Source organism: Streptomyces sp. NPDC038200 (genome assembly GCF_055600785.1).
Genome location: NZ_JBVJYH010000002.1, coordinates 27,310 through 46,750, shown reverse-complemented (window position 1 = coordinate 46,750; position 19,441 = coordinate 27,310). Strand labels below are relative to the sequence as shown.

Annotated in this window: 19 protein-coding genes; 13 read left to right on the top strand and 6 right to left on the bottom strand. The window is 72.2% G+C overall.

Annotated elements, in window-relative coordinates; genetic code table 11:
• The first annotated feature begins 228 nt into the window (after nt 1-228).
• Together ACZ7KF_RS05400 and ACZ7KF_RS05395 are read left to right on the top strand one after the other, a co-directional pair.
• Nucleotides 229-1,251, top strand: a complete 1,023-nt coding sequence (locus ACZ7KF_RS05400; protein ID WP_471069628.1) for a LacI family DNA-binding transcriptional regulator — start codon at nt 229-231, stop codon at nt 1,249-1,251.
• 286 nt (nt 1,252-1,537) lie between these two features.
• The gene (locus ACZ7KF_RS05395) at nt 1,538-2,662 is read left to right on the top strand and encodes a glycoside hydrolase family 12 protein (protein WP_471069627.1); all 1,125 of its coding nucleotides are present in this window, start codon (nt 1,538-1,540) and stop codon (nt 2,660-2,662) included.
• A gap of 124 nt (nt 2,663-2,786) precedes the next feature.
• Here the strand turns inward: ACZ7KF_RS05395 and ACZ7KF_RS05390 are convergent, their stop codons facing one another.
• Genes ACZ7KF_RS05390 through ACZ7KF_RS05375 form a run of 4 tightly spaced genes read right to left on the bottom strand, consistent with a single transcriptional unit; the run spans nt 2,787 to nt 8,496 of the window.
• The gene (locus tag ACZ7KF_RS05390; protein ID WP_471069626.1) at nt 2,787-4,805 is read right to left on the bottom strand and encodes an acetoacetate--CoA ligase; all 2,019 of its coding nucleotides are present in this window, start codon (nt 4,803-4,805) and stop codon (nt 2,787-2,789) included.
• A gap of 15 nt (nt 4,806-4,820) precedes the next feature.
• On the bottom strand, nt 4,821-6,419 hold the full coding sequence (gene mhpA, locus ACZ7KF_RS05385; protein WP_471069625.1) for a bifunctional 3-(3-hydroxy-phenyl)propionate/3-hydroxycinnamic acid hydroxylase MhpA: 1,599 nt from the start codon (nt 6,417-6,419) through the stop codon (nt 4,821-4,823).
• Nucleotides 6,416-7,354 carry a fumarylacetoacetate hydrolase family protein gene (locus ACZ7KF_RS05380; RefSeq protein ID WP_471069624.1) on the bottom strand — a complete coding sequence of 313 codons (939 nt, stop codon included), beginning with the start codon at nt 7,352-7,354 and terminating at the stop codon, nt 6,416-6,418. Before ACZ7KF_RS05380 ends, mhpA begins: the two co-directional genes overlap by 4 nt.
• Nucleotides 7,351-8,496, bottom strand: a complete 1,146-nt coding sequence (locus ACZ7KF_RS05375; protein ID WP_471069623.1) for a VOC family protein — start codon at nt 8,494-8,496, stop codon at nt 7,351-7,353. Before ACZ7KF_RS05375 ends, ACZ7KF_RS05380 begins: the two co-directional genes overlap by 4 nt.
• Nucleotides 8,497-8,632: 136 nt before the next feature.
• On the opposite strand from ACZ7KF_RS05375, the gene ACZ7KF_RS05370 reads away from it, so the two are divergent.
• Both ACZ7KF_RS05370 and ACZ7KF_RS05365 read left to right on the top strand, forming a co-directional pair.
• Complete coding sequence (locus ACZ7KF_RS05370; protein ID WP_471069622.1) at nt 8,633-9,268, top strand: TetR/AcrR family transcriptional regulator; 636 nt, start codon at nt 8,633-8,635, stop codon at nt 9,266-9,268.
• A 67-nt stretch (nt 9,269-9,335) separates the two neighbouring features.
• On the top strand, nt 9,336-9,782 hold the full coding sequence (locus ACZ7KF_RS05365; protein WP_471069621.1) for a hypothetical protein: 447 nt from the start codon (nt 9,336-9,338) through the stop codon (nt 9,780-9,782).
• Between the two features lie 291 nt (nt 9,783-10,073).
• On the opposite strand, the gene ACZ7KF_RS05360 is transcribed toward ACZ7KF_RS05365, so the two are convergent.
• Complete coding sequence (locus ACZ7KF_RS05360) at nt 10,074-10,967, bottom strand: LysR family transcriptional regulator (protein WP_471069620.1); 894 nt, start codon at nt 10,965-10,967, stop codon at nt 10,074-10,076.
• 239 nt (nt 10,968-11,206) lie between these two features.
• Nucleotides 11,207-11,284, bottom strand: coding sequence for a putative leader peptide (locus ACZ7KF_RS05355; RefSeq protein ID WP_471070009.1), 78 nt, complete (start codon nt 11,282-11,284; stop codon nt 11,207-11,209).
• A 166-nt stretch (nt 11,285-11,450) separates the two neighbouring features.
• Here ACZ7KF_RS05355 and ACZ7KF_RS05350 point away from each other — a divergent pair, with 166 nt between their 5' ends.
• From ACZ7KF_RS05350 to ACZ7KF_RS05310, 9 genes are all read left to right on the top strand, one after another.
• Nucleotides 11,451-12,512 carry a Gfo/Idh/MocA family protein gene (locus ACZ7KF_RS05350; RefSeq protein ID WP_471069619.1) on the top strand — a complete coding sequence of 354 codons (1,062 nt, stop codon included), beginning with the start codon at nt 11,451-11,453 and terminating at the stop codon, nt 12,510-12,512.
• The gene (locus ACZ7KF_RS05345; protein ID WP_471069618.1) at nt 12,499-13,353 is read left to right on the top strand and encodes a hypothetical protein; all 855 of its coding nucleotides are present in this window, start codon (nt 12,499-12,501) and stop codon (nt 13,351-13,353) included. The genes ACZ7KF_RS05350 and ACZ7KF_RS05345 overlap by 14 nt, the downstream gene beginning before the upstream one ends.
• On the top strand, nt 13,350-14,198 hold the full coding sequence (locus tag ACZ7KF_RS05340) for an inositol monophosphatase family protein (RefSeq protein ID WP_471069617.1): 849 nt from the start codon (nt 13,350-13,352) through the stop codon (nt 14,196-14,198). Before ACZ7KF_RS05345 ends, ACZ7KF_RS05340 begins: the two co-directional genes overlap by 4 nt.
• Nucleotides 14,195-15,199, top strand: coding sequence for an ACP S-malonyltransferase (locus ACZ7KF_RS05335; RefSeq protein WP_471069616.1), 1,005 nt, complete (start codon nt 14,195-14,197; stop codon nt 15,197-15,199). The genes ACZ7KF_RS05340 and ACZ7KF_RS05335 overlap by 4 nt, the downstream gene beginning before the upstream one ends.
• Entirely contained in the window at nt 15,196-16,335 is a 1,140-nt protein-coding gene (aepY, locus tag ACZ7KF_RS05330) for a phosphonopyruvate decarboxylase (RefSeq protein ID WP_471069615.1), read from the top strand. Before ACZ7KF_RS05335 ends, aepY begins: the two co-directional genes overlap by 4 nt.
• Before the next feature lie 65 nt (nt 16,336-16,400).
• The gene (locus ACZ7KF_RS05325) at nt 16,401-16,634 is read left to right on the top strand and encodes a phosphopantetheine-binding protein (RefSeq protein ID WP_471069614.1); all 234 of its coding nucleotides are present in this window, start codon (nt 16,401-16,403) and stop codon (nt 16,632-16,634) included.
• Nucleotides 16,631-17,674 (top strand): methyltransferase, encoded by a 1,044-nt coding sequence (locus tag ACZ7KF_RS05320; RefSeq protein WP_471069613.1) that lies wholly within the window; start codon nt 16,631-16,633, stop codon nt 17,672-17,674. The genes ACZ7KF_RS05325 and ACZ7KF_RS05320 overlap by 4 nt, the downstream gene beginning before the upstream one ends.
• On the top strand, nt 17,674-18,795 hold the full coding sequence (locus ACZ7KF_RS05315; protein WP_471069612.1) for a glycosyltransferase family 2 protein: 1,122 nt from the start codon (nt 17,674-17,676) through the stop codon (nt 18,793-18,795). The genes ACZ7KF_RS05320 and ACZ7KF_RS05315 overlap by 1 nt, the downstream gene beginning before the upstream one ends.
• The gene (locus ACZ7KF_RS05310; protein ID WP_471069611.1) at nt 18,792-19,346 is read left to right on the top strand and encodes an AAA family ATPase; all 555 of its coding nucleotides are present in this window, start codon (nt 18,792-18,794) and stop codon (nt 19,344-19,346) included. The genes ACZ7KF_RS05315 and ACZ7KF_RS05310 overlap by 4 nt, the downstream gene beginning before the upstream one ends.
• Nucleotides 19,347-19,441 lie beyond the last annotated feature (95 nt).

Below are 19,441 nucleotides of genomic sequence, written 5' to 3'. Positions count from 1 at the left end.
GGCGGACTCGACACGTTCGAAGACCGTGGCCGGGGCGGCGGTGCGGGAGCCGGCACCGCGGGTGCCCTCGGTCCGCTGCCGGACGGTGGAGCGGGTGCGGATCCTCGCTCGTGGCATGGCCGGTCGGCTTTCCGGCGCGTGGCCCCCGGCCGCGCGGCCACGCACAGCAGAAGCTGGGTGCCCGGTCCCTTCGGGCCGTAAGATCGGTGATCTCGTGGGGAGGTGGTTATGGGCAGGCGACGCCCTGGCGCGCCGACGCTGGAGGAGGTGGCCGCCCACGCCGGGGTGGGACGGGGCACGGTCTCCCGCGTCATCAACAACGCCGCCGGGGTGAAGGAGTCGACGCGCCGGGCCGTGCGGCAAGCCATCGAGGAACTGGGCTACGTACCCAATCTCGCGGCCCGGTCCCTGGCGGGGCAGCGGGCCGACGCCGTCGCCCTGGTCCTGACGGAGCCGGACTGGAGGCAGTTCGCGGAGCCGTTCTTCTCCGAGATCGTCCGCTCACTCGGGGACGCGCTGGCGGACACCGGGATGCAACTGCTGCTGACTCTGGTCCGCTCGGACGCCGAGCGGCAGCGCTTCCTCGAGTACGCGCGTGGCGGCCGGGTCGACGGAGCCCTGCTGGTGTCCGTGCACGCCGGCGATCAACTGCCGGACATGCTCGTCGAGGCCGGGTTGCCGACCGTACTGCTGGGACGCCGCTCGGGCGACGAGTACGTCAGCTACGTCGACGCGGACAACGTCGGCGGGGCCCGCAGCGCCGTGGCCCACCTGCTGAAACGGGGCCGCAGAGCGATCGCCACCATCACCGGGCCACTCGACATGCACGTCGCCCGGTGCCGACTGCGCGGCTACCAGGAGGCCCTGGCGATGGCCGGTCTCGAGGGCGAGCCGTCCTGGATCGCCGAGAGCGACTTCACCGAAGAGAGCGGGCGCCGCGCCATGGCCGAGCTCATCGAACGGCACCCGGAGATCGACGGCGTCATCGCCGCGTCGGACACCACGGCGGCGGGGGCTCTTCGGGCGCTGCGCACGGCGGGACGGCGGGTGCCCGAGGACGTCGCCGTGATCGGCTTCGACGACTTTCCGCTGGCCCAGCAGACCGAGCCGCGACTGACCACGGTTCGCCAGCCGCTGGAGGAGATCGGGCGGGCCATGGTCCGGCTGCTCCTTGAGGAGGTCGAAGAGCCGGCCATGGCCTGGCGCCACGTCATCCTCCGTACGGAGCTGGTGGTGCGCGAGTCGGCCTGACCGCCGTAGAGGAACCCAGCATGTTTGGGAGCGCTCCCACGGCGGGTGGGGCGCCGGGCGGCGGGGGTGTCGCCCACGGCCCGCAGGGTGTCGGAGAGCGACGGGGCGCCCACTTCTCCGACCTGCGGCTTCGAAAACACTTCGAGTGGTTCACGCCGACAGTCTTGTCAGGAACATGAAGCCTCCCTAGTGTCCCTGCCGAAACCGAGGGATTGGGAGCGCTCCCATCCTCGCGCGGTGGGAGCGCTCCCGCACCTACTCCCCCACCCCTTCGGAAAGGATCCGCATGCGACCGTCACCGCCCCCCGCCCGTAGCGCGCGTGGCCTGTTAGGCGCCCTGCTCACCTCGCTCGTCTCGCTGGCCGCGTTGCTGACCACCGCCCCGGTGGCGCGGGCCGACACCGCCATCTGCGAACAGTTCGGCTCGACGACGATCCAGGGCCGCTACGTCGTCCAGAACAACCGCTGGGGCACCAGCGAGGCCCAGTGCATCACCGCCACCGACTCGGGATTCAGGATCACCCAGGCCGACGGCTCGGTACCCACGAACGGCGCCCCGAAGTCCTACCCGTCCGTCTACAACGGCTGCCACTACACCAACTGCTCGCCCGGCACGAACCTTCCGGCCCAGCTCAGCACCATCTCCAGCGCGCCGACCGGCATCAGCTACAGCTATGTCGGCAACGCGGTGTACGACGCCGCGTACGACATCTGGCTCGACCCCACGCCCCGCACCGACGGCGTCAACCGGACCGAGATCATGATCTGGTTCAACAAGGTCGGATCCGTTCAGCCCGTGGGCTCGCAGGTCGGCACGGCCACCGTGGCCGGGCGCCAGTGGCAGGTGTGGTCCGGCAACAACGGCTCCAACGACGTGCTGTCCTTCGTCGCACCGTCGGCGATCACCAGCTGGAACTTCGACGTCATGGACTTCGCCCGGCAGGCCGTCTCCCGCGGACTGGCGCAGAACAGCTGGTACCTGACCAGCGTTCAGGCGGGCTTCGAGCCCTGGCGGGACGGCACCGGCCTCGCCGTGTCCTCGTTCTCCTCCACGGTCGACACCGGCGGCAACCCCGGCGACCCCGGCAGCCCCACGGCCTGCAAGGTGGCCTACTCGACGCATGTCTGGCAGGGCGGCTTCACCGCCGACGTCACCGTCACCAACACCGGTTCCTCCCCCGTCAACGGCTGGAAGCTGGCGTTCACCCTGCCCGCCGGACAGCAGATCACCAGCAGCTGGAACGCCGGCGTCTCCCCGTCATCGGGAGCGGTGACGGGAAGCGGCCTCGCGTACAACGCGCAGATCGCGCCCGGCGGCCAGGTGTCCTTCGGTTTCCAGGGCAGCTACTCCGGCGCCTTCGCCGCGCCCTCCGGCTTCAGCCTGAACGGCGCCGCCTGCACCACCTCCTGACCCATCCGCTCGCTTCGGGGCCCGCCCGCTCACCGCCGTCGAGCGTGCGGGCCCCGGCCCTCACCGGGCGCGCGGGGCACCAGGACCCGGGGCCGCCAGGTGGGCCCGCAGTCCCCTGGCCGACTCACGCGCGAGGCGCCGAGCGCTTGTTCCGCTCCGCGCCCAGGCGGGCGAAGTAGGCGATCAGGTCAGGGTCGTCGACCGCCGCGGGGTTCAGGACCTGCTCGGCGGGCGCACCCTGGAGCAGGCGCTTGACGGGAACCTCGAGCTTCTTGCCGGTCTTCGTGTGCGGGAGCGCCGCCACAGCGATGATCTCGTCGGGGACGTGGCGGGGAGAGGCGCCGGCGCGGATCGCGTCGCGGATCCGGTCGCGCAGGGAGTCGTCCAGGCCGACCCCGTCGGCGAGGACCACGAAGAGCGGCATCCAGTAGCCGCCGTCGGGCTCCTCCGCGCCGACGACGAGGGCCTCGGTGATCTCGGGGAGGCGTTCGACGACATCATGGATGTCGGCGCTGCCCAGGCGTACGCCGTTGCGGTTGAGGGTGGCGTCGGAGCGGCCGTGGACGATCACCGAGCCGTGCGAGGTGAGCGTGATCCAGTCGCCGTGCCGCCACACACCGGGGTAGGCGCTGAAGTAGGCGTCGCGGTAGCGGCTGCCGTCGGGGTCGCCCCAGAAGTACAGTGGCATGGACGGCATGGGGCGGGTGACGACCAGTTCGCCGACCCGGTCGAGGACGGGGGTGCCCGTCGCGTCGTAGGCAGCCAGCGCCACGCCCAGGCCGGGGGCGGACAGCTCCCCCGCCCAGACGGGGGTCGTGGAGGCGCTGCCGGCGAATCCGGAGACGATGTCCGTGCCGCCGCTGGTGGAGGCCAGCTGGATTCCTGCGCCCACATGATCACGGACCCAGGGGTAGGCGGAGGCGGGCAGGGCGGAGCCGGTGCAGCCGACGGCGCGGAGGGCCGACAGGTCGTGCGCGGAGGGTTCGATGCCCAGTTTGGCCATAGCCAGCAGGTACTGGGGGCTGGTGCCGAAGACGGTGACGCGGTGGCGGGACGCCAGCTCCCACAGGAGGTCGGGGCGCGCCGCCGGCGCGGGGCTGCCGTCGTAGGTGCAGGTGGTGGCACCGGTCAGCAGGGTGGAGACCACCAGGTTCCACATCATCCAGTGGGTGGTGGTGTACCACAGCAGACGGTCCCCGGTGCCGAGGTCGGTGTGCAGGCCGAGCGTCTTGAGGTGTTCGAGCAGCACCCCGCCGTGCCCGTGGACGATGCCCTTGGGCAGGCCGGTGGTACCGGAGGAGAAGACGACCCACAGAGGGTGGTCGAAGGGCACCGGGGCGATGTGGAGGTGCTCGACGCGGGTGGCCGCGTCCTCCCAGGCAACCGTCGGCTCCGAGTCCCCGTCCTCGGGCCAGGCCAGGCCCACGTGGTCCACGAGCACCGTGGCCTTCAGCGTCGGGAGGGCGGCGGCGAGTTCGAGCGAGGCGGTCCGGCGGTCGTGAGTGACGCCGTTGAAGAGGTAGCCGTCCGCGGTGATGAGCACCGTGGGTTCGAGCTGGGCGAAGCGGTCGGCGGCGGCCTTCGGTGCGTAGTCCTGGCCGCACACCGACCACACCGCGCCCAGGCTGGCGGTGGCGAGGAAGGCGATGACGGCGTGCGGGGTGTTGGGCAGGTAGCCCACCACCCGGTCGCCCTGTCCGACTCCCAGATCGCGCAGGACGGCAGCGACGGAGGCGACCTGGGCGCGCAGCTCACGGCCCGTGATCTCGTAGCAGGCTCCGGTCTCGTCCAGGGCGGTGATCGCGGGAGCGTCCGGCTGCAGGTTGCGCAGCGCGTGGTGGGCGTAGTTGAGGGTGGCGCCGGGGAACCAGCGGGCGCCGGGCATGGTCTCCTCGGCCAGCACCCGCTCGTACGAGGTCGTCGCGTCGATGTCGAAGTACTCCCACACCGCGGCCCAGAACCCTGCGAGGTCGGTGACGGACCACTGGTGCAGGGCTCGGTAGTCCGTGGGGTCCTGGATCCCTTCGGCGCCCCGGTGCCGGGCCGCCCATCGGGCGAAGTCGGCGATGCGGCTGTGCGCGGCCGACTTCGGGTCAGGAGTGAAGAAGGGTTCCGGATACGGTGCGGGCGGCGGGGTGGACATGTGTGGTGCTCCTCGTCAGGCGGGCCGGACGTCGGCGGTACGGCGGGAGGTGTGCAGCAGGGGTGCCCAGGCGACGGTGTCCGTGAAGTCGCCGGTGCCGGCCGGGACGGTGTCCAGTACGACGCGGTCGGGGCGCAGCAGGACGGCGTCGGCACGGCCGCGTGTCAGCCAGCCGGTCAGGGTGCCGTCGTCGCCCAGGTCGTCGACGTGAATCGTCGAGGCGCCCAGTGCCGTGGCCACGGCCGCCATCCGCGCCGTGGGCGGCACGGCGGTCAGGACGGCGAAGGAGTCCCCGAGGACGTCGTCGAGGCGCACACGTGTGCCGTCGCGCCGTACCCAGGGCTGCGGGCAGAAGGTGCCGGGCAGCACGCGGCCGGTGAGCCTGCGGCGGCGCGGTACGAGTGGACCGGCGGTCAGGGCGGGGCTGAGGTCACGGCTCACCGCCGCGGTCACACCGGGGATGCGGCAGGCCGTGCCCACGACGGCCCGGCGGAACGCCGCACCGCGGTCCTGTCCGCCGGTCATGGCCCAGCCGACGGCGACCGCCAAGCGGATCACATGGCGGGCGTGCGGCTTGCGCTCGCGTTCGTAGGTGTCCAGCAGCCCCTCGTGTGCGCCCTGTCGGAGCACCCGGGCGAGCTTCCAGGTGAGGTTGTGGGCGTCGCGCAGGCCCGCGCACAGACCCTGCCCGACGAAGGGCGGGGTGAGGTGGGCGGCGTCGCCCAGCAGGAAGACACGCCCCCTGCGCCAGCGGTCGGCGAGACGGGCCCGGAAGGTGTACTGCGCCTGCCGCATCACTTCGAAGTCGCCGCCCGACGAGGCGTCGGACGGCAGGTCCACCCAGGGGGCGACCAGCTCGCGCAGGCGCTCCCCACCGTCCGGGCCGTCCAGGTGCTGATCGTCGGCCAGCCGGAACTCCCAGCGGTAGCGGTTCTCGCCGACGCGCATGAAGGTGGCCGGCCGTCTGGGGCTGCAGATCTGCTCCGCGCCTTCCCACGTGCGCACCGGGAGGCTGGTGCGCACGTCGATGACCCTCCAGCTCTCCTCGAAGCGCAGGTCCTCCCATACGGCGCCGATGGCGTCACGGGTGAGGCTTCCCGCACCGTCGCAGCCGAGGACCGCGTCGGCCCACAGGTGCTCCTCCTCGTTTCCGCCCGCACGTCGGAAGGTCACCCGCGCCGGAGCGGCCCCGTCGGCGTCCTGGGTGACGGACACGACCTCCACCCCGCTCCACAGCTCGCACTCCGGGCGGCGCGCCAGGGCGTCGCGCAGCAGGCGTTCCAGCTCGGGCTGGTCGAACATGCTGGTCTGCGGGAAGCCGTGGTGTCCGTGGAGGGACCGCGGGAACTCGGTGATCACGCGGCGCCGGGGGTCCAGCAGTCGCAGCCCGGGCGCCGGGCGGGCGAGGGCGGCGAACTCCTCGTGCACACCGACGCTCTGCAGGACCCGGCGGATCTCGTCGTCCACGACGACGGCGCGCGGCAGGGGGTAGATGTCCCGGTGGCGTTCGAGGAGCAGGCTGCGCACTCCGTGCCGGGCGAGCAGGAGGGCAGCCGTGACCCCGACGGGCCCCGCACCGATGATCACCACCGGTCGCCGGGATGCGGCCTTCACGGCGCGTCCGTGACGGAGGTCCGCTGCTCGCCGAGCTCGATCCGCCCGTCCGGGGTGGCGATCGTGGCGGTGACGAGGTCACCGCTGCGCAGGTAGCGGGGGTTCTTGGCCTGTCCCTTGAAAAACGCCTTCCACTTCAGTGCGGGCGGCAGCAGGGCGCTGATCTTCGCGACCGGCGCGGGCGGGGCCTTCAGGGCAGTGCCGCCGGGCGTGCCGGTCAGCAGCAGGTCGCCCGGGTCGAGGGTCTGGAAGCGGGCGAGCAGCGTGAGCGCCTGTGCGGGCCGCACGATCATGTCGGCCAGCGTGCGGTCCTGGCGTGACACGCCGTTGACCGACAGCCGCAGCCGCAGGTTCAGCAGATGGGTGAAGTCCTCGGGCTCCAGCAGGGCGAGGTACGGCCCCGTCGGTGTGAAGGTCGGATAGGACTTGCTCTCGTAGAACTGGGTCTTGGTCAGCTGGACGTCGCGAGCGCTGACGTCGTTGGTCAGCACGAGGCCGGCGACGTAGCGCGGCACGTCCTGCTCCTCGACGACGGTACCCACGGGCAGGGTCGCGCCCATGACGAGGCCGAGTTCCACCTCGTAGTCGAGGAACTTCACGTGCGCGGGGCGGATGATCGCGTCGTGCGGGCCGCTGACCGAGCCGGACGCCTTGCGGAAGAAGGTGGGCGGGATGTCGCCGGTGAAGCCCGACTCCTTGGCGTGACTGCGGTAGTTGACCATCTGGGCGACCACCCGGCACGGGGTGGTGACCGGAGGCAGCGCCACCAGGTCGATGACGGGCGTGCCGCTCTCGGCGGAGGCGGCGGCCTCGCGGACCGCGGCGCGGTCGGCGAGCAGTTCGGCGGTGGTCACGGCCTTGGTGTCGATGCGGACGGCGCGCTCGTCCCGGACGGCCCACCAGCCGTCGGGGGTGCGCAGGACGTTGGTGCTCATGAGTTCATCGCTTTCATCAGGCCCAGCAGGCGTGCGGGGTCGAGTTCGTTGTCGTCGCGCAGGGCCGCCATGACCTCGCGCAGCTTGGCGGGGGAAGGGGTGGCGCCCAGGAAGTCGCGGGTGACCGGCGGGCCCCACTGGGCCAGGCCGCTCCCCGACATCGGTGCCCAGCCGGGCTCCAGGTCGCAGGAGAACAGGTCGCCGTCGGCGAAGTGCTCCAGCATGACGTGGTCGGGGTCGCGCCAGTAGTCGAACAGCTGGCTGCCCTGGATGTGCCGGCCGATGCCCCAGCTGCGCCGGTAGCCGCGCTCGGCCAGGTACTCGCCGCCGGCGGCGATCGCGTCGAGGTCGGTGACCTGGTAGGCGGAGTGGACGTAACCGGTACCGGGCCCCAGGTGCAGGGCCAGCGTGTGGTGGTCGACGGCCACGCTCCCCTGGTCGCACCGGATGAACGCCATCGTCGGCCCGCGCCCGCGCTGCCCGTCCAGAAAGAGGAAGTCGGACACGATCATCCCGAGGGTGTCCAGGTACCAGTCCAGGGTGCGGGCGAACACCCGTGTCTCCAGCACCACATGGCCCAATCGCTGGATACGGGACGGCTCACGGGGTGGACGCTGGGTGGCGTTCGTACGACGGTGATCGGTACCGAAGTTGAGGATCAGCGGCTCCTGCTCGGGCAGCGCCGGCAGCTGCTCGGCGCAGTGCACGACCCGGACCGGCAGGCCGGAGGGATCGAGCAGGGCGACCGACCGCCCACCGCCCGGCACGCCGATGTCCCGGACGCTGCTGCCGGTGGCGCGGGCCAGCCGGTCCAGGTCGGCCCGCTCGGCCGCACGGAACGCCGGCCCGACGAACCGGGACGCACGCCCACGCCGGATCAGCATGCAGGGTGAGCCCGCGAAGGTCCCGCGCAGCCACAGCTCCTCCTCGGTGCGGGCGGCGATCGCGAACCCGAAGTCACGCGCGAAGACCTCGGCCCTGTCCAGGTCGGGCTTCTCGAACTCGAGCCAGGCCAGATCCGCCACCTTGATCACGGGGTTCCGGGAACGTCCCGGGTGCTCTCCGCGCAGGGCTCCCTGCTCACTGTGGAGGTCTTGGTGGGGTGTCCGGGGCGCGGCCCTGTCGACGGGGGTGTGGGACATGGTGTCCTCCAAGCAACACTGCTGATTGAGGAAATCATCAACATTGCCGTTACCCATCGTCAATAGGATGGACTCAAATAATTGATGATCTCATCACTGATGGCGGACTCATCGCTACGGTTGTTACCATCGCCGTATGCCGACGTCAGCCCCGCCCAGGAACCGCTTCGAGAGGCGCCGTGCCGAGACCCGTCAGGCGCTGGTCCGTGCGGCCCGCCAGATCCTCGCCGAGACCGGGGACACCAGCGCCAGCATCCAGGCCATCGCCGAGCGCGCGGACGTCGGTTTCGGCTCCTTCTACAACCACTTCGAGTCCAAGACGGAGCTGTTCGACGCCGCGGTGACAGACGCCCTGGACGAGTTCGGGCAGGTCATCGACGAGCGCGTACAGGGCATCGACGACCCGGCCGAGCTCGTCGCCGTGGGCTTCCGGCTCACCGCCCGGATGGCCGACTCCCATCCCGAACTCATGCGGATCCTGCGCGACCGCGGTCTTGCCTACGTGCACTCCGACCGCGGACTCGCCCCGCGAGCCCTGCGGGACCTGGAGAACGGCATCGCGTCGGGCCGCTTCACCTGCCGCAACGCGACCACCGCCCTGTCCGCCATGGGCGGCACCCTGATGTCACTCGTGGCGCTGCGGCTGGCCCGCCCCGACCTCGACGGCGACGAGGCCGCCTCCGACCTGGCCGAGATGGTCCTGCGCATGCTCGGCGTCCCGCCGGACGAGGCCCACGAGGTGACCCGGCGACCGCTGCCCGACGCCGGTTGACCGGACCACCCGGCCACGCCCCGACCCGGTGCGCGAGGGGGGTCGATCCGTCGGGGAGGATGGCCCCATGCATGCGCTCTTGGACGATCCCGGGCTCCGTCGCGTCTCGCCGGGCGAGTACCCCTTGTGGGACGCGGCTCTTGCGCTCCTCAACCGGGACCTGGCGGTGACTCTTCCTGAGCAGGGGCCCCTGCAACTGGTGGCCCAGCCTTCCTACGAGGCGGGCGAGCCGGAGTATGTATACGTTGCGCTGGCCAATGGCGAGTGGCACGGCGGTCACCTCTACCCGAAGGTGGCCGAAGACCTTGCTCATGCCTTGGCGATCGTCGCCGACGCCGCGCAGGACACCGTCGCTGAGCGTCTGTGGCAGGCGTGGCCCCTGTGCGTCGAACACAACCTGGGCATGCACGCGCGCGAGGTGGAGGGGCAGCTCTCCTGGTGGTGCGCCGGAGAGCGGCCGCGTCTCGGGTCGGCCCACGTCCGTGCGGCCGTGGGCGCGCTCGACACCTTCTGAGCCGCCCGCGTCGCCGCGACCGCAAGCGCGAGGGAGAACACAAGCAGTGGCGGACACCCCAGCGGTACCTCGGACGCCGTAGGGTCGTCATCGCTGCGGATCGCCGCGGAGGACGGCCGAGGACCGGAGGCCGCTTCGCTCTCCGGTGAACCGCGGAAAGACGTCCGGTGAACTCCGGAGAGACTCAGCACGTCCGACCCGCGTCCGGCATCGGACCATGGACGACAAGCCCGGCTCGTCTTTCTTCCCTGAAGGGCTCTGTCCGACCGGCCCCGGTCGTCGGAGGCGCGGCTACACCGCACGATCCAACGACGAGGTGCAACTGTCCAGGAGTGCCAGGACCTGTTCGGACGGAGTCGAGCGAGTCACCATGCCCGACTGTGCCGCCATGCCGTCGACGCTCAGTGCCCGGAAGCAGATGCCCGGGAATTGCGCGACATCCACGAACTCGTACTGCACGGCCGTCCAGGAGTCGCCGTGCCGGGCGATGCCGTCGAGCGCTTCCCGCACCGACTTCGCGTACCGGACAGGAATCGACTCCAGCCCGAGGCGCCGCCGGGCCGAGACGATCAGTTCGACCAGCGTCAGATGGAAGGCCGAAGGTATCTGACGCATCGGGAGTTCCCCCAGCGCCTCCACACCGACACTTTCCCGCTCGGCCAGCGGACAGGAACGCGGCAGAGCCGCGAGCACGGGTCGCCATCTCAGCCGGTGCAGCATCAGGCCGGGAGTGGGAGGCACGGGGTGGTCGACCATGGCCGCGTCCAGTGCCCCGGTGCGTACGAGATCCAGCCGTGTCCTGTCGGAGACGTCCACCAGGTGGACCGTCAGCCCGGGGCGGCTCTGCATCAGCGTGTCCGCGGCCAGCTGGAGACGGGCGCGGCTGCGCAGGGACGTGGCGATGCGCAGGGACGTTCCTCGGGAGGACGCGTAGCGCGCGGCGATGAGCTCGGTCTCCTGCATCGTCAGCAGGACGGCACGCGCCGCCGGCAGGAGGGCTTCGCCCGCTTCCGTCAGACACACCCGCCGCGTGGACCGGTCGAACAGCTTCACGCGCAGACCGCGCTCCAGTTGCCGGATCTGCTGACTCACCGCCGGCTGCACCACATGGAGTCTGCGGGCGGCGCGTCCGAAATGTAATTCCTCGGCGACGGTGACGAAGAATTCGATCTGACGCAATTCCATGGTTCGACCCCCGTGCGATCGTCTGCGCTTCACAGCCATGGGAGGGCCGGGGTGCGGGGACGGCAGCGACGGCTGTCCCGAGCCTCTGCGTGGTCGCGTCATGGCGGAGCAGCAGGAGAGAGTGAACGTACGCTTGAGCGATTCACGCCGCGTGCCGACGCGATCCGGTGAATCGGGGAGAAGAGCGTTGCGCGGCCGTCAGAAGGCCGTCCGCCGTGCCGCGGACAGGCGGATCCGTCTCAGCTGGTACAGAGGGCGCTCGCCTGCCGCTGCAGGTCGACGTGCCGTCGGGCGACGAGGCGGAGTCGAATGATCATCGCTCCAGTGTGACCCCGTGTCCATGCATGGTCAAGTAATCCTGCGCCGCCGGGTCATTGATAACGCGCGCTGATCGATCACGGTGCGCGGTGGCTTCCGGTCGCAGGATGAAGCCCTGGCTCGGGCCGCCGGGCCGGCCGGAAACCTCTCGGGGGAGGCATCATCGTGAGAGTCGGAGTGGTCGGATGCGGTCAGATCGTGGAGCAGGGGCATCTGCCGGTTCTGCTGCGGACGCCCGGCCTGCACCTGGCCGGACTCGTCGATCTGGTGCCGGAGAGAGCGCGCCGGCTCGCCGCACAGGCGGAGGCGGCGGGTCAGCCGGTACCGGCGTACCGCGACACGACCGAGCTGGTGGAGCGCGCCCGGCCCGACCTGGTGCTGCTGGCCACGCCACCGTCCGTTCGCTCCGCCGAACTGCGCACTCTCGGAGAGGCCGGGGTCGCGGTGCTCTGCGAGAAGCCCCTCGCCAACTCGGTCGAGGAGGCGGACGCGTTGCTGGCGGAGGCCGCGAGGACCGGTGCCCGGGTCTTCATGACCCACAACTACGCCTTCTTCCCGGAGTACCGTCTTCTGACCCGGTTGGTACGGGAAGGCCACATCGGCCCGGTGCGCTCCGTCCTGATCAGTTGTCTCGGGTCGTATCCCTGGGACGGCGCGGAGGAGTTCCGCCCCGGCTGGCGTCACGACCGGGCCCTGTCGGGCGGCGGCCGGCTCGTGGACACCGGGTGGCACGCCCTGTACCTGGCCGAGCTTCTCGCCGGCCGGGCGCCCACCGAGGTGATGGCGACCGCCGAGTTCGACCCCGCGCCGCCGTTCGACCGCGAGTGCTTCGCGCACTATCGGCACGGTGACGTCCACGTCTCGCTCGCCGTCGGCACCGGGCACGGTCCGGTCGCCTTCGAGGTGAGAGGTGAACAGGGCCGTCTGCGACTGGACTTCGACGCCGCCGCCGGTGACTACAGCGCGGTCCCGCTGGCGGTCCGCCTGTACCGGGACGGGCGGCTGGTCCGGAGCTGGGACGTGCCCCGGGAGCGGGGAATGATCACCGAGGGTCTGTACGAGGAGATCAGGAGCCGACTGGCCGACCGCGACGACCCGTACGCGCACTCGCTGCGCCACGGACGCGATCTGGTCGCCACGATCGAGGCGACGTACCGGGCCGCGCAGGAACGGCGGTGGCTGCCCCTGGGCACGCGGGCCGAGGAGGCGGACCATGTCGCGGTCTGACACGTCCCCGCCGGCCCCGCACTTCACCGGCGAGGCCCCCGTGGAGGTGCACACCCTGCTCTCCCACCGGCACGTGGACCGATGTCTGGTGGCGTTGCGGTCCCTGGCCCGGTTCTGGACGGCTCCCGCCGTGGTGCTCCATGACGACGGGACACTCGACGCCGGTGACCACGCCCGGCTGGGCGCACTGGGCGCCGTCCGGGTCGTTTCCCGGGCGGAGGCGGACGCGCACGTCGAAGAGGCCCTCGCCGACTACCCGCTCGTGCTGCACACCCGCCGTGGCAACCCGCGGATCATGCAGCTCGTGGACTACTTCGTGCTGGCCGGCAGTCCCCGGGTGATCGGCATGGACTCCGACGTGGTGTTCCTCAACCGGCCCGACCGGCTGGTCGACTGGGCGACCGGGGCGGAACCGGCCGCGCTGCTCTACTCACCGGAGCGCGGCTGGCAGCCCAAGGGGATCCACTGGCTGCCGGACGCGGTACCCGGACGCCCGTTCGTCGGCGACATGTGCTGCGGCTTCGTCGCGGCGGAAGCGGCCACGTTCTTCGACCCGGCTCATCTGGAAGGGCTGATGCGGCGCACGGCACCGGACATACTGCCCCGGCCGCGGTTCGTCACCCAGATGCTGTACTCGCTGATGGCGGGGCGGCTCGGCCCGGGACTCGTACGCGACCTCGGTGAACCGTACCGGTCGGGACGCCTGGAGTGGCTGCCCGAGCTGCCTGAGCGGGTCATCTGCCACTACTTCGGGTCCCACGACGGCGAGGACTACCTCACCGCACTCGTGGCGGCCGACCCGGAACTGCGGCAGCTGGTGGCGGAAGAGCCGGCCCCGTGACGGCCCGCCACGAGCCGCGGAAGCTGCTGGAGACGGCCGTGCTGGCCTGTCACCGGGCGGGCCGCATCCTGCTGGCGGCCCGCGCCGCGACCGTGCGGACCCAGTCCAAGCAGGGGGCGCACGATCTGGTGACCGAGTACGACCTGCGGGCCGAGACGGCCATCGTGGAGACCCTGCTCGCCCGCCACCCGGACTCCGCGGTCACCGGCGAGGAAGGCGGAGACCACGGCTCGGGAGCCATCCGGTGGTACGTCGATCCCATCGACGGCACCAACAACTTCGCGCACGGACTGCCGCTGTTCTGCGTCTCGATCGCCGCCGCGCTGGAGGACCGGCTGGTCGCCGCCTGTGTCTACGACCCGGTGCGGGACGAGGCGTTCACCAGCGTGTCCGGTGCGCTCGCGCTCAACGGCCGCCCGGTCACCCCCACCCCCTCCGTCGGCGGACCCGCCGTACTGCTGACCGACTTCCCCCGCGGCGGCTCCGATCCCGACGAGCGGGAACTCGCGCTGTGGGGACGGCTGGTGCGCGAGTACGACGTGCGGCGGATCGGCTCCTCCGCGCTCGCCCTCGCCTACACGGCGGTCGGACGGGGACAGCTGGCCTGCAACCTGGGCACGCGGTCCTGGGACGTCGCGGCCGGAGCGGCACTGGTCGCCGCCGCCGGCGGCCGGTACCGCACACCGGGCCTCGCGGAAGGCGCCCCGCTCGGCGAACGGCTGGAGGCACCCGCCTTCCTGGCCTACGGCCCGGAGGTGGCGGACTCCGCGCTGCTGGAGGGCGAACTCACCCGGCTCGGACAGGCGTTGCGGACGCGGACCGGCACCGGCGAGGCGGTCCGATGAGCGCCGCCGACGCCCCGCTCGGCCGGGTCCTGTCCCAGCGGCCGTACGCCGCGCTGTTCCCGGGTGCCGGCACCCAACGGCCGGGCATGGCCGCTCGCCTGCTGGCGCGGTCGCCCGCCGCCCGTGACCTGCTGGCCCGCCTGGAGGCCGCCTGCGACGTCCCGCTGCGCGACGTCTGTGTGGACGGCACCCCCCGCCAACTGCGTTCGGTCGAGCTCGCGTATCCGGCCGTGTTCGTGACGGGCCTGCTGGCCTTCGCGGCCCTCGTCGAACACCAGGGTGCGGCATGGCGGCCCCCGGTGCTGGCCGGCGGCCACAGTCTCGGACACTTCACCGCCCTGGTCTGCGCCGGTGCGCTGACGGCCGAGGAGGCGCTGGAGTTCGTCCGGGAGCGGTCCCGGCTCATGGCGGCCGAGTCCACGCGACGACCCGGCGGCATGCTGTCGATCGTCGGCGCCGATCACGACCGGGTGACGCGGATGTGCGCGCAGTGCCCGGCGGAGCTCGGAGTGCTCACCATCGGCTGCCGCAACGGCACCCGCCACCTGGTCGTGTCCGGGGACCGCGCGGCGGTCCACTGGCTGCGCGAGCACGCCGACGCCCTCGGGGCGCGGAAGGTCGCCGACGTGCGCACCGGACTCGCCGCGCACTCGAGCCTCATGGCACCGGTACGGGACCGCCTGCGGACGCTGGCCGGCCGGCTGCCCGTGGCGCGGCCCGCGGTCCCGGTGCTGAGCAACCTGACCGGCCGTCCCCTGACCGACGCGCGGGAGATCCGCGCCGAGCTGGGCGATCAGGTCGCCGCCCAGGTGCGCTGGGACCTGTGCCTGGACAGCGTCGCCGCACACGGCGTGCACGTCGTGCTCGACCTCGGCCCCGGTCAGGCGGTGGCCTCGCTCGCCCGGAGCCACGGTCTGCGAGCCGCCGCGGTCAACAGCATGGAGCCGCTGCCGGCGGTCCTCGCCGCACCGGCCCGGCCGGCCGAGGAGGTGGTCCGGTGATCTCCGCCGAGCGGTTCTGCGCGGAACTGGACGCGCACGGCGTCGAGCTGGTGACCGGCGTGCCCTGCGGCTGGCTGCAGGGACCGCTGGCCCTGCTGGCCCGGGAGCCGGGACGCTATGTGCCGGCGGCCAACGAGGGCGCCGCCCTGGCCATCGCCGCCGGCGCCGAACTGGCCGGCCGCCGGAGCACGGTGCTGGTCCAGAACTCCGGCTTCGGCAACCTGATCAACCCGCTGACCTCGCTCGTCGACACCTTCGCCATCCCCGCCGTGATCTTCATGACCCTGCGCGGCTGGCCCCGGCCGGAGGACGACGAGCCCCAGCACTCGCTGACCGGCCCCACCACCGAGCCCCTGCTGGACCGGCTGGGCGTCGGGCACCAGGTGCTGGCACCGGGGGACGACGGTCTCGCCCGGGCGTGGGAGGCGGCGGACCGGGCGCGGGCCGAGCGCCGCCCCTACGTCGTCCTCGTACCACGTGGCCGGATCGGGCGCGTGGAGGAACGGCAACCGGGCGACGCCGACGACGGGGGGTACGACCGGGGCCAGGCCATCGACGACCTGCTGCCCTGGCTGCAGGGGGCCGCGGTGTTCGCGACGACGGGGCGCACCTCCCGGGAGCTGTTCACCCGGGCCGATTCCCCCGCCCACTTCTACATGCTGGGCTCGATGGGCCACGCCGTGGCCCTGGGCCTCGGCGCGGCGGTGTCCCTGCCGGACCGGCGGGTCGTCGTGCTGGACGGCGACGGCGCCCTGGTCATGCACCTGGGCACGGCGCTCACCGTCGGAGCACAGGCCCCTGCCAACCTGATCCATGTCGTGCTGGACAACCGGGCGTACGACTCCACCGGCGGTCAGCCGGTGCCGGCTCCCGCCGACTGGAGGTCGCTGGGGCGCGCCGCGGGCTACCGGGGCGTCCATCTCGCGTCCTCACCGGCCGGGACGGCCCGGGCCATGGCCGCCGCGACGGCCGAGCCGGGTCCGTGTCTCGTCGTCGTACGCATCGCGCGGTCCGGGCGCCGGCCGACCCGGCATCCGCTGGCCGACCTCGGCCCCGCAGATCTCGCAGCTCGATTTCACACAGCCCTGGAGGGGCTGCCCCCGGCAGCCGTTCCCGTCCCGGTGAACCGGAGGTGAGCATGGTGTCCCGCCCCACGCGGCACGATCCCGCGACTCCCGCCCCTGAAACCCTGCGCTCGGAAGTGCTCGACACCATCAGCGAGTTGCTGGCGGACGAGGACCGGCCCGCCGAGGTCCACGAGGACGACGTCCTCGCGGACCTGGCCCTCGACTCCATCGCCCTGATGTTCGTGCTGACGCACTTCGAGCGGCGCTACGACGTCGCGTTCGACAACGACACCCTGCGTCCCGACCGCTATGTGACCGTCGGCGATCTGGCGACCCTCGTCTGCGAGCAGGTGGGCGCCCGCGGATGACGACACGTCAGAGACCCACCGACGTGGAACCGGACGACCGGCTCCTGCACGACCTGGTCCTGGGGCACTGGAAGCTGCCCGCGCTCGCGGCCGCGTACCGTGTCGGCCTGCTGACCCGGCTGTCCGACGGACCGCTCACCACGGCCGAGATCTCGGTCGCGTGCGGCACCGAGCCGCTGGCGACCGGGTCGGTGCTCGAACTGCTGGCCTCCCTGCACCTGCTGGAGCGGTGGGGCGACCGTTACGAGCTGACGGCGGTGACCCGGCGGTATCTGCTGCCCGACGCCCCCGACGACTGGGGTCCGATGCTCCGCCTGGTCTGGGACGACAGGTGCGCGGCCGTCCGCGATGCCCTGCTGGAGGACGCGCCCAGGGGTTACGGGAAGCGCTCCCTGTGGCGGGTCCACCAGGAGGTGCCCCGGCAGGCGGAGATCTTCACCCACGCCATGCACGCCCACTCGGCGGCGGCCGCGACGGCGTTCGCCGAACGAGCCGCCTCGCTGGGCGTCCCCGCCGGGGCCCATGTGCTGGACGTCGCCGGTGGACGCGGCACCTACGCCATCGCCCTGGCCCGGCGGTACCCGGAACTCACCGCGACCGTCCTGGAACTCGGCTCCGTCTGCCCGATCGCGTCCCGCGCGGTCGGCGACGCCGGGCTGGACGGGCGGATCTCGGTCGTGGAGGGCGACATGTTCACCACGCCCTGGCCGTCCGCGGACGTGGTCCTGCTCGCCGACGTGATGCACAACTGGTCCGTGAGCCGGTGCCGTGAGCTCGCCGACCGGTCGAGGAAGGCGCTGCGTCCCGGCGGCCGGCTGCTCGTCCACGACATGCTCCTCGACGACGCCGTGCCCGGCCCGGCGACCGCCGCCGCCAACGCCGTGGCGATGGCGGCCACCACCGGAGGCCACCAGTTCACCGCGACCGAACTCGCCGGCCTGCTGCGGCAGGCGGGGTTCGGCTCGGTCTCCAGCACTCCTTCCTTCGGTTACTTCTCCGTCACCACCGCCCGCGCGGCGGGCTTCGAGGGGGCACCCTGATGGCCTGGCCCGAGATCACCGTCGTCGTCACGGCGCGGGAGCGGTTCTCCGAGACCCGCACCGCCCTGGACCACCTCTGGAAACACACACCGGAGCCCTTCCACCTCGTCTACGTGGACGTCAACTCCCCCGCGGAGACCGCCCGGCTGCTCGCCGAGGAGGCCCGACTGCGGGACTTCACCCTGGTGCGCACCGACGCCTACGTGAGCCCCAACCGGGCCCGCAACCTGGGCGTGCGGTACGCGTCCGGCGAGTACGTCGTCTTCCTGGACAACGACGTGCTGCTGACCGACGGCTGGCTGACCGCGCTGGTCGACTGCGCCGAGGAGACCGGTGCCTGGGCCGTGGGCCCGCTCTATCTCCAGGGCCGGCTCGACGAGCGGACGGTACACATGGCGGGCGGCGACATGGAGTTCTCCGGCGCGTGGGGAGAGCGCACCTTCCGCCAGACCCAGCGGTACTTCCTGCGCGGTCTCGCCGAGGTGCCCGCCGAGGCTCTGGTGCGCCAGTCCTGCGACATCATCGAGTTCCACTGTGCGCTGGTGCGGCTCGACGCCCTGGAGCGGGTCGGCGGCATGGACGAGGGGTTGCTCACCACCCGGGAACACCTGGACTTCTGCCTGCGGCTCCTGGACGCCGGCGGCACGGTGTGGTTCGAGCCGGCCTCCGTCATCAGCTACCTGGCGCCGCCCCCGTTCGAGCCGGCCGATCTGCCGTACTTCCTGCTCAGGTGGAGCGACGCCTGGACCCGGGACACCCTGAAACACTTCGCGCACAAGCACGGCATCACCCCCGACTACGTCGAACGGGTGGCGAAGACGCGCAGGAGGCGGCAGCACCTGGTGCTGTCGTGGCTCGAACCGAAGCTGTCCGGGGTGGTCGGCCGCACCGGGGCGGCCCTCGCCCGCCGGGTGCTCGGCGCGATCGAGCCCTTGGCCAACGACGTCCTGGTACGGGTGCTCACCCCGCGCGGCACCGGTGGCCACCGCGTGGTCCGCGTGGCCGGCCCGCGTGCCGCCGCCGGTGACGGCACTCCGGGCGCCGGGGCCGCGAAAGCATCCGGCGGCCCTACCGACTCCCCCGCCGGCACCGACGACCGAAAGACGAGGAACGCACCATGACCCAGTCCCCCGAGCGAGACCTGTACGTCGTGACGGGCATCTCCGCCAGCGGCAAGTCGACCGTGGCCCGGCTGCTCGCCGACCGCCTCTCCCCCAGCGTCCTGGTCGAGGGGGACGTGCTGCGGGTCATGGTGCGCAACGGGCGCCAGGAGATGACGGCCGAGCGCACCGCGGCGGCACTGGCCCAGCTCCACCTGCGCTACCGGCACGCCGCCCAGCTGGCCGCCTCCTACCTGCGGGAGGGCTTCCACACGGTGATCGAGGACGTGATCCTCGGCGACAACCTCGAACCCTTCCTGTCGTACCTGCCGGAGCGGACGGTGCGGCTCGTGGTCCTGACCCCGGACGTCGAGGCCGTGCAGCGGCGCGAGTCCGGGCGGGAGAAGGTCGCCTACGGGTCCCGGTGGACCCTCGACCAGCTCGACGCCGTGCTGCGCAAGGAGACCCCGCGGCTCGGCCTGTGGCTGGACAGCAGCGAGCTGACGGCGGAGCAGACCGTCGACGAGATCCTGCGCCGCCGGGACGAAGCGGTGCTCCCCGCCGGCGGCTGAGGACGGGACGGCGCCACGCTCTCCCCGGAGGACGGGGGAGCCGGCGACCGCTCCCCGTCAGCCTCGTCCGGCCCGCCCGGGCCACCCGACAACGC

Bases quoted from the DNA above. Each gene is read 5' to 3' on its own strand.
- ACZ7KF_RS05400 (WP_471069628.1), top strand. From the start codon at position 229: ATGGGCAGGCGACGCCCTGGCGCGCCGACGCTGGAGGAGGTGGCCGCC.
- ACZ7KF_RS05395 (WP_471069627.1), top strand. From the start codon at position 1,538: ATGCGACCGTCACCGCCCCCCGCCCGTAGCGCGCGTGGCCTGTTAGGC.
- ACZ7KF_RS05390 (WP_471069626.1), bottom strand. From the start codon at position 4,805: ATGTCCACCCCGCCGCCCGCACCGTATCCGGAACCCTTCTTCACTCCT.
- ACZ7KF_RS05380 (WP_471069624.1), bottom strand. From the start codon at position 7,354: ATGAGCACCAACGTCCTGCGCACCCCCGACGGCTGGTGGGCCGTCCGG.
- ACZ7KF_RS05375 (WP_471069623.1), bottom strand. From the start codon at position 8,496: ATGTCCCACACCCCCGTCGACAGGGCCGCGCCCCGGACACCCCACCAA.
- ACZ7KF_RS05370 (WP_471069622.1), top strand. From the start codon at position 8,633: ATGCCGACGTCAGCCCCGCCCAGGAACCGCTTCGAGAGGCGCCGTGCC.
- ACZ7KF_RS05365 (WP_471069621.1), top strand. From the start codon at position 9,336: ATGCATGCGCTCTTGGACGATCCCGGGCTCCGTCGCGTCTCGCCGGGC.
- ACZ7KF_RS05360 (WP_471069620.1), bottom strand. From the start codon at position 10,967: ATGGAATTGCGTCAGATCGAATTCTTCGTCACCGTCGCCGAGGAATTA.
- ACZ7KF_RS05355 (WP_471070009.1), bottom strand. From the start codon at position 11,284: ATGATCATTCGACTCCGCCTCGTCGCCCGACGGCACGTCGACCTGCAG.
- ACZ7KF_RS05345 (WP_471069618.1), top strand. From the start codon at position 12,499: ATGTCGCGGTCTGACACGTCCCCGCCGGCCCCGCACTTCACCGGCGAG.
- ACZ7KF_RS05335 (WP_471069616.1), top strand. From the start codon at position 14,195: ATGAGCGCCGCCGACGCCCCGCTCGGCCGGGTCCTGTCCCAGCGGCCG.
- ACZ7KF_RS05320 (WP_471069613.1), top strand. From the start codon at position 16,631: ATGACGACACGTCAGAGACCCACCGACGTGGAACCGGACGACCGGCTC.
- ACZ7KF_RS05315 (WP_471069612.1), top strand. From the start codon at position 17,674: ATGGCCTGGCCCGAGATCACCGTCGTCGTCACGGCGCGGGAGCGGTTC.
- ACZ7KF_RS05310 (WP_471069611.1), top strand. From the start codon at position 18,792: ATGACCCAGTCCCCCGAGCGAGACCTGTACGTCGTGACGGGCATCTCC.